11 protein-coding genes are annotated in these 12,623 nt (G+C 47.9%); 7 read left to right on the forward strand and 4 right to left on the reverse strand.

Annotated features, from left to right (window positions below; all coding sequences use genetic code 11):
- Window positions 1–54: 54 nt before the first annotated feature.
- A complete protein-coding gene (locus GWP40_RS11350) occupies window positions 55–1,497 on the reverse strand; it encodes an aminopeptidase (RefSeq protein ID WP_212565410.1) in 1,443 nt (480 codons plus the stop codon).
- Window positions 1,498–1,754: 257 nt separating this feature from the next.
- Between GWP40_RS11350 and GWP40_RS11355 the strand changes: the two genes are divergently transcribed.
- Together GWP40_RS11355 and pyk are read left to right on the forward strand one after the other, a co-directional pair.
- The gene (locus GWP40_RS11355) at window positions 1,755–2,942 is read left to right on the forward strand and encodes a dicarboxylate/amino acid:cation symporter (protein WP_212565411.1); all 1,188 of its coding nucleotides are present in this window, start codon (window positions 1,755–1,757) and stop codon (window positions 2,940–2,942) included.
- 29 nt (window positions 2,943–2,971) lie between these two features.
- Window positions 2,972–4,732: a pyruvate kinase gene (gene pyk / locus GWP40_RS11360; RefSeq protein ID WP_212565412.1), complete on the forward strand. Its 1,761-nt coding sequence runs from the start codon at window positions 2,972–2,974 to the stop codon at window positions 4,730–4,732.
- Here the strand turns inward: pyk and GWP40_RS11365 are convergent.
- Together GWP40_RS11365 and murD are read right to left on the reverse strand one after the other, a co-directional pair.
- Window positions 4,658–4,957, reverse strand: coding sequence for a 2-hydroxyacyl-CoA dehydratase (locus GWP40_RS11365; RefSeq protein ID WP_212565413.1), 300 nt, complete (start codon window positions 4,955–4,957; stop codon window positions 4,658–4,660). The two genes, pyk and GWP40_RS11365, sit on opposite strands and share 75 nt — an antisense overlap.
- Before the next feature lie 51 nt (window positions 4,958–5,008).
- On the reverse strand, window positions 5,009–6,364 hold the full coding sequence (gene murD / locus GWP40_RS11370; RefSeq protein ID WP_414162747.1) for a UDP-N-acetylmuramoyl-L-alanine--D-glutamate ligase: 1,356 nt from the start codon (window positions 6,362–6,364) through the stop codon (window positions 5,009–5,011).
- A 194-nt stretch (window positions 6,365–6,558) separates the two neighbouring features.
- Here murD and GWP40_RS11375 point away from each other — a divergent pair, with 194 nt between their 5' ends.
- From GWP40_RS11375 to nudC, 5 genes are all read left to right on the forward strand, one after another.
- Complete coding sequence (locus GWP40_RS11375) at window positions 6,559–7,089, forward strand: adenine phosphoribosyltransferase (protein WP_212565414.1); 531 nt, start codon at window positions 6,559–6,561, stop codon at window positions 7,087–7,089.
- Window positions 7,090–7,104: 15 nt separating this feature from the next.
- Window positions 7,105–8,526 (forward strand): asparagine--tRNA ligase, encoded by a 1,422-nt coding sequence (gene asnS / locus GWP40_RS11380; protein WP_212565415.1) that lies wholly within the window; start codon window positions 7,105–7,107, stop codon window positions 8,524–8,526.
- Window positions 8,527–8,652: 126 nt separating this feature from the next.
- On the forward strand, window positions 8,653–9,552 hold the full coding sequence (recO, locus tag GWP40_RS11385; RefSeq protein WP_212565416.1) for a DNA repair protein RecO: 900 nt from the start codon (window positions 8,653–8,655) through the stop codon (window positions 9,550–9,552).
- Window positions 9,553–9,693: 141 nt separating this feature from the next.
- Window positions 9,694–9,825, forward strand: coding sequence for a hypothetical protein (locus GWP40_RS13315; protein WP_256481848.1), 132 nt, complete (start codon window positions 9,694–9,696; stop codon window positions 9,823–9,825).
- Window positions 9,826–9,874: 49 nt separating this feature from the next.
- Window positions 9,875–10,666: an NAD(+) diphosphatase gene (nudC, locus tag GWP40_RS11390; RefSeq protein ID WP_212565417.1), complete on the forward strand. Its 792-nt coding sequence runs from the start codon at window positions 9,875–9,877 to the stop codon at window positions 10,664–10,666.
- Window positions 10,667–10,788: 122 nt separating this feature from the next.
- On the opposite strand, the gene GWP40_RS11395 is transcribed toward nudC, so the two are convergent.
- Window positions 10,789–12,480, reverse strand: a complete 1,692-nt coding sequence (locus GWP40_RS11395) for a thiol-activated cytolysin family protein (protein WP_212565418.1) — start codon at window positions 12,478–12,480, stop codon at window positions 10,789–10,791.
- Window positions 12,481–12,623 lie beyond the last annotated feature (143 nt).

Here is a 12,623-nt window from a genome sequence, read left to right on the forward strand (position 1 = left end):
AATCGATTAACCGAAACCTCTAAAAACCACAGCTTTTAGAGGTTCCGCTTCGCTTTAATGTGCTTTTAAAAACGCCTTGTAGGCTCGGTATGCCATTAAAAGGTCTACTTTACTGATCAATTCGATGGGGGCATGCATCGACAATACCGGCACTCCGCAGTCTACGACTTCCGTTCCGTACTTAGCGAGGATGTAGGCTATCGTACCTCCTCCCCCGGCGTCGGTCATACCGAGTTCCGCCGTCTGCCAGACAACATTGTTGGTGTCGAATAAATGCCTGATCTTTTGGAGATATTCGGCGTTTGCGTCATTTGAGCCGCCCTTGCCGCCGGAGCCGGTGTATTTGTTGATGCAGATACCGTTGCCGATAAACGCCGAATTGAGCTTTTCAAATACGGACGTAAACGCGGGGTCATAACCGGCGGACACATCGGCAGATAACATACAGGAGTTAGCAAATGCGCGGCGCACGCCTAAATCGCAGGGAGCATTTTGCAGGGCGGCAATCTCCGCGACCATGTTTTCAAAGTAGAGCGCTGTCATGCCGGTATTACCGACCGAACCGATCTCTTCTTTATCGGCAAAGAGGGCGACGGCGGTCTTTGCGGGAGTCCCCGAAACTTCGAGCATCGCTTTCAGTGTGGTATAGGCGCATACGCGGTCATCATGGCCGTGCCCTGCAATCATCGAGTTATCAAGCCCGACATTCCGCGCCTTTCCTGCGGGGACAATCTCGAGTTCCGCAACGCGGAAATCTTCTTCCGTAATGCCGTATTTTTGATTCAAGATTTTTAAGATATTTTCCTTAACGGGAGACTCCTTATCTCCTTTTTTATCCTCTTTAGATTTGTCTTTTTTCTTATCATCCGATTCATCCGGCGTTGCAGGTTTCATATTCCCGACAAGGACATTGAGCTGCTCGGCGGTAATGCCTTCCGCTAAGGTTTCCTGCAGCTGCTTTTTTGAAAGATGGATGAGCAAGTCACTGATAAAGAGCACAGGATCGTTTTCATCTTCACCGATGCATATTTCAACCTTCTTGCCTTCTTTGGTAAAGATGACCCCGTGAATAGCGAGCGGAATTGCAGTCCACTGGTACTTTTTGATACCGCCGTAATAGTGGGTCTTTAAAAACACGAGGTTGGAATCTTCATAGAGGGGCATCTGCTTGACGTCGAGACGCGGGCTATCGATATGAGCGCCGACAATATTCATCCCCTGCATGATATCCTCGCCGAGCACCATCATCACAACGGACTTATCTTTATTGTTAAGATAGACCTTTGTACCCGCAGGCGCTTTTCCGCTCTTTATCACTTCTTCAAGCGGCTTAAAACCTGCTTCCTTTGCCTGCCGTATAATTTGAGCGGCGCATTCGCGTTCGGTCTTTCCGGTGTTTAAAAATGAGATGTAATTTTGAGAAAGCGTTTGCATCTCGGCAAGTTCACTTTCGGTGAGCTTTTCCCATGCTGTTTTTGCTTTATACGTGAGTTCCATAGTGCACCTTCTTAATTATGTGATGTATCAAATTATCAACCAATTTCTAAAAACTTTAGATGTTGAGTTTAATCATCAGATGGGGCAGTATATACTATTGAAGAGAATTATAAAAGAGGTACATCACGATGCCGGAATATCAAAAAAAACTGGACAACCGTCAGAAAGTCAGCTACACTATAGAAAGATAGTTGGACATCTCTAAAAAACCGGTCAGCTTTTAAAGATGTCCTGACACTTTTAAAAAGGAGTTTATTGTGAGTGCAAAAAAATTAGGTCTATTGCCGCGTCTTATTATTGCAATCGTTGCCGGTATTTTAATCGGTAACTTGACGCGCTCCATCCATTTGCCGTTGCCTGTTCAGATTTTGGCAACCTTTAACGGGGTATTCGGCAACTTTCTCAGCTTTATCATTCCGCTGATCATTCTTGGATTTGTCATTCCGGGTATCGCGGATCTGGGTTCCGACGCAGGAAAGCTGCTCGCTATCACTGCCGGTATTGCGTACGGTTCAACACTGCTTGCCGGTACGTTGGCCTTTGTAACCGATTCCATATTCTTCCCGTTCTTTTTAAGTTCTCATGTGGATGTTTTTTCCCATGCGAACCCTGAAGATGCGCTGCTGCCCGGCTTATTCGGTATCGATATGCCGCCGCTGATGGGCGTTATGACTGCGTTGATTTTAAGCTTTGTTCTGGGTATCGGTATTGCGGTAACCCGTTCTGAAACATTAAAAAATGCAGCACGCGAATTTCAGAATATCGTTACGAAAGTTATCGAAGTTATCATTATTCCGCTTCTGCCGATTCATATTTTAGGCGTATTTACCAACATGACCCATGCGGGACAAGTTGGGCTTATCCTCAAGGTATTTATCAAAGTATTTGCAATCGTCATTGCGCTGCACGTCATCATGATACTTATTCAGTACATCATTGCCTGTACCATTGCAAAACGGAATCCCTTTACGTCGATTAAGACGATGCTACCGGCGTATGTTACCGCATTGGGAACGCAGTCTTCTGCTGCGACCATACCGGTAACGCTTGCTTCCGCCAAGAAAATCGGTATTCAGGAAAAAATTGCGGACTTTGTTATTCCGCTCTGCGCAACCATCCACCTTGCAGGAAGTACCATCACCCTTACCAGCTGCTCGATGGCTATCCTGATCCTGCACGGACAAACAGCGAGCGCCGGCGTTATGCTCCCGTTTATCGCAATCTTGGGTATCGCAATGGTTGCAGCCCCCGGTATCCCCGGCGGCGCCGTTATGGCAGCGCTTGGCTTTGTTCAGTCCATTCTCGGCTTTAACGACACGATGAGTTCATTGATTATCGCGCTCTATATTGCACAGGACAGCTTCGGAACTGCATGTAACGTAACCGGAGACGGCGCCATCGCCATTTTGGTCGACGCCATTTCGAAGGATAAAAAGAAGGCGTAAAGACATACTTTCATTCGATAGGAGAAAAGATGAAAAAGACAAAGATTGTCTGTACTATCGGTCCCGCTTCCGACTCGGAAGAAATACTGCGTGAATTATTTAAGGCAGGGCTCAACGTATGCCGCCTTAATTTTTCGCACGGTACGCATGAAGAGCACCAGATCCGTATCGACCGTATCAAGAAGATTCGACAGGAACTCAACTTGCCGATTGCGATTATGCTGGACACCAAGGGGCCGGAAATACGGCTGAAAAACTTCGGCGTTAATTCCGTACAGCTGAGCAAGGGACAGCAATTTACGCTTACCGTACGCGATGTTGTCGGCGATGAAAAAATATGCAGCGTAACCTATAAGAACCTTGCGCAGGAAGTACAGCCTAATAATCGCATCCTTATAGATGACGGCTTAATCGAACTGAAGGTCGAGCGGATCGATAACGGCGCCGATATTATCTGTACCGTCATGAGCGACGGCCCCGTATCGAATCATAAGGGCATCAATATTCCCGGAGCAAAAATCAATCTTCCCTTCCTGAGCGAGCAGGATATTTCCGACTTAAAGTTCGGCGCTCAAAACGAGGTTGATTTTGTAGCGGCCTCATTTACCCGCGGCCCTGCGGATATCTTAAGCATCCGCAAGGTCTTGGAGGAAGCAAATGGGAACAATATCCACATTATTGCGAAAATCGAAAACCAAGAAGGCGTCGACTCCATCGACAAAATTATTGAAGTTTCCGACGGTATCATGGTTGCTCGCGGCGATTTAGGTATCGAAATTCCGCCGGAAGAAATTCCGCTCGTGCAAAAGATGATTATCCGTAAAACGTTGCGGGCAAGTAAACCGGCAATTACGGCAACCCAAATGCTTGAGTCGATGACGCATAATCCTCGCCCGACGCGGGCGGAGGTTACCGATGTTGCAAACGCCATCTTTGACGGAACGAGCGCCATTATGCTTTCAGGAGAAACGGCTGCGGGAAAATATCCGGTAGAAACCGTTAAGATGATGCACCGCATTGCCGTTACAACCGAAAATTCGTTAAACTACGACAAGATTATGGGGGCGGTTGCCCGGGAGCATTCTTTGACCATTACGAATGCCATCGCACACGCAACCTGTTCTATGGCGTTGGAAATGAATGCACAGGTTATCGTTACCGCGACCTCTTCGGGAGAAACGCCGCGGGCACTTTCAAAATACAAGCCCAAGGCGCCGATTGTTGCCGTAACACCGTCCGAAGCAACAGCGCGGCGGCTGTCACTCAACTGGGGAGTATATCCGATTGTAACATCCTATTTTAAATCGACCGACGAAATGTTCGAGCAGTGCATCAACGTCGCAAAAGAGAATGGATTCGTACAAGAGGGCGAACTTGCCGTACTGACCGCCGGAGTTCCGATCGGACTGGTCGGTTCGACAAACTTGTTGAAGGTTGAAACCGTCGGAAAGATCCTGCTGAAGGGTAAGGGCACCGGCGTTGAATCGGTTGTAACCGGCCGAGTAAAGGTTATCCGCACCGAGCAAGACTTGCTGACCGACTTTGCGGATGGAGACATTATCGTAACCCAAGCAACCAACGATTTAATGAATTCCTTTATCGAGCGGGCAGGCGCCGTCATTACCGAAAACGGAAACTTGAGCGGACATGCCGCCCTGATGGGAATGAACCTTTCGAAGCCGACCATCGTCGGAGCCGCCGAAGCAACGACCGTATTAAAAACAGGCGATATTATCACGCTGAACGGAAAAACCGGTGTCGTGATAAAAGGAACTGCTGCGCTTTATTAAATCGGTTTCGATGCAGAGACACGGTATACCGGCTTCTTCATCGTACGTTCCACAAAGTATCCTTCCGTGTCCGTATAGGTTGCTGAACTTCAGATTGACGCCGATAACGCCGTCCGCTTTAAATTCGGAAGCGAGACGCTTAATATCTTCAATCCGCTCTTTGTTCGGGGTAAAACGCGCACAGTTGATGTGTCCAAGATAGCGCTTGCTTAAATCTTTGACCATGCCGTCAAGGGTATTGCTTGCTTCGTCGGCATCAATGAACAGGAAAATGCATCAGATTTTTGGCCAGCATTTCCGCACTGCTTCTTTAAAGCGAAGGCCGCGGTCGAACTCGTTTTTAAACATGCCGAAGCTCGTAGCGCCGGGGGAAAATACGACGATTGCTTGTTCTGCAGCAGTCGTGTTTTGCAGTGTCGGTTCATAGTCTCGGCGGATTACTTCAAGCAAGGTAGAAAGGTCTTGAAAGGGGCCAAAGTACGGGGTGTGCTGAGCTTGCAGTAGCGGTGTCAATTTATCGGTTCCTGTGCCGGCAAGTAAAAACAATGCTTTTGCCTTTTTAAGCTCCGGCGCAAGAGTGGTAAAGTCAAGCTTTTTATCGGTTCCGCCGGTGATGAGGATAACCGGCTTTTCAAAAGCGTTCACTGCTGCCGCTGCCGCTTCGGGAATTGTTGCTGCGGAATCGTTATAGAATTTGAATTGTTCCGTTTCGTAAAAAAATTCAAGCCGATGGGGAATACCGCCATAGTTTTGCATAACGGACGGGATCTGTTGCAGATCGGCGCCGTATAACGCAAGGGCAAGCGAGGCAGCCATAACATTTTGTTTGAGCGCTGCGCCGGGAACGGTAATCCGTGAAGGGAGCAGCAGGCGGTCTTCGTCCGGCGCCAGCCGTATCCGAGCAGAGCCGTCGGGGGCTATCCATGCGCCGAGTAGATGCGGCGGCAGCGGATGTGCGCTGTACCAAAAGACTTGCCCAGCTGTTTCTTGCGCAAAGGTCTTTCCCCAGCCGTCATCGTAATTGCAGATTGTGTAATCGGTGTTATCCTGATTGCGGTAGATGATTTTTTTGTCGGCTACATAGCGTTCCATCGAGCCGTACCAGTTTTGATGATCGGGCATAATATGGGTAATAATCGCTATTTTCGGTTTTAACTGCGGGCTTTGCGCAAGGTCGCTGAGCTGCCAACTGGAAAGCTCCAGCACAACCGGTGTGTCGGCTCGTGTTTCGGTTAAGAAGGTGAGCGGACTCACCGTGATGTTGCCGCCGAGGAATACCCGTATGCCGCATTGCTGCAGCCCATAATACAGCGCACTGACGGTTGAGGATTTTCCTTTACTGCCGGTTACGGCAAGCACCGGCGCGGAACTCAGCTGTAAAAAAATTGAAATATCGGTTTCGATACAGCGCGCAGCTGCAAGATACGGATTTCCTTCCGATTTTACGCCGGGGTTTTTAATCACCATATCCGCCGTACGGAAATCTTCAATATTGTGACCGCCGAGCGCAAAACGTACATTGGGATAGCGCCGCAACTCCGCAACCGAGGGAGCAAGCTCCTCTTCGGTTTTCATATCGGTTACGATAACCTCTTTTGCGCCGTGTTCCGCAAAAAAAACGAGCCGAAGCAAGCCCTCCGCCGTTTAATCCGAGTCCCATAATCGTTACCGAAAGCCCTGCAATATCGTTTAAATTCCGTATCATCATTCAACGATAGTATCAAAAAACAAGCGTTTAGAAAAGAATAGCGAAGAGGCGTCTCTAGGGCGCTGCGCTGCAATTACTTTACCTTGACTATTATACCCTGTAAAGTTAAAATGTTAATATGAAAGATACATTGATAGATAGTGCCGTCCGCAAGATTCCGGATTTTCCTAAGAAGGGAATTTTGTTTTATGATATTACGGGGCTTCTGATAAATCCTGAAGCGTTTCACTATTGCTTGGATAAGCTTACGGGCTTTTATAAGGATGAAAAAATCGATGCGGTTGCAGCGATCGAATCGCGCGGTTTTATTTTTGCGGCTCCCTTTGCCGATAGGCTCGGTATTCCGCTGATTCTCATTAGAAAAAAAGGAAAGCTGCCGGGTGAAACCTATTCCTGTTCTTATGACCTCGAATACGGGCAAGCAACGATCGAAGTTCACACCTCCGATATACAAAAAGGCCAGCGGATATTGTTGCTCGACGATTTGATTGCAACCGGCGGCACGCTGAATGCGGCGCGGAAAATGCTGAATCAGGGCGGCGCCGAGGTGGTTGGTTTTTGCGGCCTTATCGGATTGCCGTTTTTGCACTATGACAAACTTCTCGGTGATTTACCGATTAAAACACTGATCGAATACGACAGCGAATAGGGATAAGATTTTAAAATGATTACATTAATTAAAGATATACTGACACAAAAACCGGACGGGCAGGAGGTCGCTGTCTACGGATGGGTGCGTACCAAACGCGAAACAAAGAACCTTATTTTTATTCAGGTAAACGACGGTTCATGCTTTGCCTCGATTCAGCTTACCTTTGACCGCGATAAGGGGATCGATGCGCAAACCGAAAAAGAATTAAGCAGGATTACGACCGGCGCTTCCATTAAAGCGGTCGGAGCATTGATCGAATCTCCCGCATCGGGACAGGCCGTAGAGGTTGCCGCAAAAACGATTTTTGTGTACGGCGAGGCTTCCGGCGAAACCTATCCGTTGCAAAAAAAACGGCATACGTTTGAGTTTTTACGCGACATAGCTCACTTACGCGCCCGTACCAATACGTTCGGAGCGGTTGCCCGTGTGCGGAATCAAATGGCTTTTGCCGTACACAACTTCTTTCAAGAGCACGGATTCCAGTACGTGCATACGCCGCTGATTACCGCCTCCGATTGCGAAGGCGCCGGCGAGATGTTTCAGGTAACCACGCTTAATATGCAGGAGATTATCCGCAAGGCTTTAAAAGATAAAGTTGATCCTGCCACTTTCGCGGTTGATTACAAACAGGACTTCTTTGAACGGGAAGCCTATCTGACGGTTTCCGGTCAGCTTGAGATAGAAACGTATGCAACGGCGCTTTCACGGGTCTATACCTTCGGGCCGACCTTCCGCGCAGAAAACTCAAACACGACGCGGCACCTCTCCGAATTTTGGATGATAGAACCGGAGATGTCGTTTTTCCGGCTTGAGGACAACATGGATTTAGCGGAGAAATTTGTTGTCTACCTTCTCAAATGGGCATTAACCCATTGCAGAGCCGACCTTGAGTTTTTTAACGCGCAGATTAAGCCGGGGCTTATCGAAACGCTGGAACACGTCGTACAGTCCAAGTTTACCCGTATCACCTATACCGATGCGGTGAAAGAACTTGAAAAACACGCTTCCGAGTTTGAGTTTAAACCGTTCTGGGGTTGTGATCTTCAAAGCGAGCACGAAAAATATTTAACCGAGCAGGTCTTTAAAGGTCCCGTTATCGTAACGGATTATCCTAAGGAAATAAAAGCCTTCTATATGAAGCAAAATGATGACGGTAAAACGGTACGGGCGATGGATGTGCTGGTGCCGGGACTGGGAGAGATTATTGGCGGTTCCGAACGGGAAGACAACCTTGCTGCGCTGGAAACCCGTATGACCGATCTCGGCCTTGATGTCAAAAACTATTGGTGGTATTTGGATTTGCGCCGCTACGGAACCGTACCGCATTCGGGATTCGGGCTCGGATTTGACCGGCTGCTCCTCTATGTCACCGGTATGGCGAATATCCGCGATGTTATTCCGTATCCGCGGACTCCAAAATCTGCGGAATTTTAACCGCAGCAACACAGTGGATTGTACCGCAATGCAGCGTACCGCTACGCGCGCACTGCGCAAGTTGTTCTTATATGGGTCGTACTTGTTCGTGACGCACTTACACGTTCCGACCATAAGACCGGCAGTATGAGTAATCGTTCTTGGAATACCGAGGCGCTCGTGCTGTCGGTTTCTTCTTTTAGCAGCGACCATCGGAACGTGTCGCTTCTTGTGCCGCAGGAACATGGGTGCACGATTGTACCGGCGACCCTTTTCGGCGGCGCACGGAGTAAACTGCGGGGGATGGTTTCTACCTATCAGAGCGGGCAAGTCTGGCTCTATTCAAACCCGATAAAAAATTCAAACAAAATTACCGATTTTTCAGTGAGCGCCTACCGGATGGAGCTGCGCGAAAGTTTAGCCCGCAGTTGGTGCGCCGCCGTGTGCAGCGAAATCACGATAAAAACCTGCGGCACGGTGAACTGGCAGCTGGTGAACGCTTTTTTGGACGGGCTGTGCGTGTCCGACGATGCAGGATGCGAGCGGGGGCTCTTGCGCTTTTTATGGCGGCTATTGCAGACCGCAGGCGTTGCCCCCGATATATTCCACTGCGGCACGTGCGGCGTCGAGATTGCACGTCGCACCGGGGGTGTAACCGGCAGCGCGGAAATTGTAAGCGTCGGTGCGGGGAGCGGCAGGACTGTAACCAATGCTGCGGGGTGGGAGAGCGGCAGCGCCGAGATTGCAGCCGACGCTGAAATTGCGGCAAACGCCGCGTCCTGCCCGGCGGAAACGTGCTGCGCTGTATATAGCCCCGCAGAGGATGAGTGCTTTTGCAGCTCCTGCCGTCGGTTCGATGCCCATACGTTTCCGCTTTCAGCAGAGGCTTTCAGGTATCTGTATGCCGTAACGGAAAAAGCTCCCGGCTATTCACGGCACTTGCCGCTCAGCCCCGCCGCTTATGGGGAGCTCAAGCGGTTCCTCTTTTTCTTAACCGAAAAGATGGCAGGAGCGCCGCTTAAAACCTTTCAGATGAGGTATGTGTAATTATCAACATTGTGCTTTCCTTGCTTATACTATGGAGCATCTCTAAAAAGTCGGTTAGATTCTTAGAGATGCCCGACGAGTTTAAAATTAGTCCTATCAAAGAAGTATCATCATTTTTAATTTTCTGCTATAATGGGGGTTATGAAACCGATCAATGAAGTTCGCACTTCATGCCTGAACACCCGCTCATCATCGAAAAAGAATGCGTATATTCTCTGCGTCGGAATTGCCGAAATCATGGACTGGGCATCTGCAAAAAACTCAAGTTTTTAGAGGTCCCATTGTTGAGTTCATTTAAACTGATAAAAGGATAACTGGGAATATGGCGCTTATAGATTGCCCCAATGGGACTGATTTTGAATTCGGTGTGTTAATACAAAAGAAAGATATTTTTATTTTAGAAAGCGGACAGCTGCCGATCGGTAGCGAAGTTTCCCAAGCTCTTAAAACATATCGTAATGAAGATATTATCAGCCTTTACGGTGAAAGGATATACCGTACCTTTGCAGCGGCCTTATCGCCTGATGCAGCGGAACCGGAAGGCTTTAAACGGATACCGTACCGGAATTTATTTATAACGGAACCTGTCGAGTATGCCTCGATTGTTGCCCGTGCAGCTCTTTTGCTCGATTGGCTGCAGCATACTAAGTATTGTGCTTCATGCGGCAGTCGGCTGTATTTAAGCGTAACCGAAACAGCATTGGAATGCCCGCAATGCAGCAGAATATTTTATCCTGTGCTTGCGCCGTGCATTATTGTGCTCATCAGTAAGGGGGAACATATCCTTTTAGCACGGCATGTACAGCACATCTCCGACCTTTATACGTGCATTGCGGGCTTTATCGAAGCCGGTGAAACGGCAGAGGAAGCCGTTATCCGTGAAGTCCGTGAAGAAGTCGGCTTAACGGTTAAGAACATCCGGTACCGTGGAAGCCAAGGCTGGCCGTATCCTAATCAGCTGATGCTTGCCTTCCGCGCCGAATATGTTTCGGGAGATATTACCGTACAAAAAGAAGAGTTATCGGAGGCCGCATGGTTTACGCGCGATGCGTTGCCCCCGATACCGCTCCCCGGCTCCGCCGCTCATCGGCTTATCTGTGGCGACTGGTATTAGCCCTGATGTACACTGTTCACCAGCGGCACGGATGCCGCTGGTTCCATGCAGAAGCGAGTTTGTCCTGCAAACTCGTCGTTGAACAGCGTACACGGACGTACGCTGTTCAACGACGGCACGACTTACGGCTCTTTTTCAACTTTAAACCGGATATCGAATAATAACGTATCTGTCGGGTTTCCCTTCCGGTAGAGTGTAAAAGATTGCAATGGGCTTGCTTTAAACTCGCTGACTGCACGGCTCTTCTGCAGTGGATTGTTCCCTTGTTTATCGCTTACAAAAATATTCTCCACGCCACTGATGTCTCCTTTTATATCGAAGGCAAGCTGAACAACAGAAGATTCGTTCGGTACAATAATAGTGTCCGTCTGCGCTTGAGGTTGTGCATCCTTCATATATGTAAATGTTAATTTTGGTTTCGTATTATTGTCGTAGTTAAAGATCGTTTTCCGCAGCTTATCTTTATCAAGCGGCTGCATACCGATAGTACCGGTAACATCTATAGTGTTATGTCCGGTGTATTTTATCTTTTCCACCGTTGCGGTTACCTTGTATCCTTTTGCAGGAATTTCCGTACGTTCGACGGTCTTGTATTTTTCGCTATATTTGATATACGCAGTCGCATTGTCATCTAAGAACCGTAATTGATACTTAATAATCTGCCCCGGATTCTTTGAGGAAAAACCTTCTTTTACAATATACTTTTGGAACTGCTTCAGATCGGTTACTGCCTCGCTGCCGCCTCCGATAATATTGATTGTAATGGTTGTTCCCTTTTCCAGCTTTTTGATTGCCAAATCAATATCGGCTTCGGCATGGTTTGTTGTTGTAACTTTAAATACCGCGTCAAGATTTGCCTTGAGCTCAGACTTCTTTTGATCGGATTCGATGGTAAGGTAGGCGATGCGTCCGTAAGAAACCGACGATACATACACCGGCATTGTGTTTCCAACCTTGTCGCGCGGTATATTGACCATAAGCGGTGCCGCTTCTTGATTCACATCGACGGTGTAAAATGTTTCGACGAATTTGATAAGACGCCGCTCCTTCTGTTCTCCATCCTTGAATTTAAAACCTGCTGCAATTTTACTTTTAATCCCTGCTGCACCAAAACCTACTCCTATTTTAAGCTGTGCTTCAAGGCTTTTCTCATTGGTAATTTCCATCTCTTCATAGCTTAAATTGGCTGAGGCATGGTAAGTAATACTTTGACTGAGGATTCGATTGCGCAGATCTCTATATGATGCCAAATCCGGAAAAATTTCGCCTGAAGTAATTCCCGATTTTCCACCTTTATCTTTTACACCTTGCAAATCGAAAGATATTATCGCTTTCCGTTTATTGCCTTCGGTAATTTCTTGATAACTATCTTTGTCAAGATTATCACCGCGCAAGACTGACCCGGGATAAATGGAGTTCTGGGAAGGATCGAGCAAGAGCGTGTTATCAAAAGCTGCCGAAAGATCGTGTTCTACTTCTTTTTCGATGTATTTGACTACCTGCCCGTGAGCATTGAGTTGCGGTTCCGTTTCTCTAATTTGCTGTCCTTGGAAAATCAGCTCACGCAATCGCTGCGGTGAACGTGCAAGGCTTTCGGGAAGCTCAAGCCCTTTATAGGTAATTTCTCCCTGCTGGTTGTTAGGCTTATCCTGTTTGGGTGAAGAAGGGTTTATAGGCTTTTCTTGTTTTGTTTCTTTCAGCAGCGGTTTTGTCGGTTGTTGACACCCTGCTATGCCTATTACTGCAAGCCAGATCAACAATACAGCACGGTGTTTGATACGTGTTGTGGACTTTGCCCATTCTTGTTGTTGCATAGAAACCTCCTTGCGGTTGATGCTGCCTGTCTTATAAAGCACGCGCCGCAAAATGGCTTGAAATTCGGGGCAAAAAATGAAAATTTTTATAAAAAATATGATATCAAGGAAAATCAACAACCCCGACGCAGAGCGCCGGGGTA

Source organism: Treponema vincentii (assembly GCF_018336815.1).
Lineage (GTDB): Bacteria > Spirochaetota > Spirochaetia > Treponematales > Treponemataceae > Treponema.

Bases quoted from the DNA above. Each gene is read 5' to 3' on its own strand.
- GWP40_RS11350 (WP_212565410.1), bottom strand. From the start codon at position 1,497: ATGGAACTCACGTATAAAGCAAAAACAGCATGGGAAAAGCTCACCGAA.
- pyk (WP_212565412.1), top strand. From the start codon at position 2,972: ATGAAAAAGACAAAGATTGTCTGTACTATCGGTCCCGCTTCCGACTCG.
- GWP40_RS11365 (WP_212565413.1), bottom strand. From the start codon at position 4,957: ATGGTCAAAGATTTAAGCAAGCGCTATCTTGGACACATCAACTGTGCG.
- GWP40_RS11375 (WP_212565414.1), top strand. From the start codon at position 6,559: ATGAAAGATACATTGATAGATAGTGCCGTCCGCAAGATTCCGGATTTT.
- asnS (WP_212565415.1), top strand. From the start codon at position 7,105: ATGATTACATTAATTAAAGATATACTGACACAAAAACCGGACGGGCAG.
- recO (WP_212565416.1), top strand. From the start codon at position 8,653: ATGAGTAATCGTTCTTGGAATACCGAGGCGCTCGTGCTGTCGGTTTCT.
- GWP40_RS13315 (WP_256481848.1), top strand. From the start codon at position 9,694: ATGAAACCGATCAATGAAGTTCGCACTTCATGCCTGAACACCCGCTCA.
- nudC (WP_212565417.1), top strand. From the start codon at position 9,875: ATGGCGCTTATAGATTGCCCCAATGGGACTGATTTTGAATTCGGTGTG.
- GWP40_RS11395 (WP_212565418.1), bottom strand. From the start codon at position 12,480: ATGCAACAACAAGAATGGGCAAAGTCCACAACACGTATCAAACACCGT.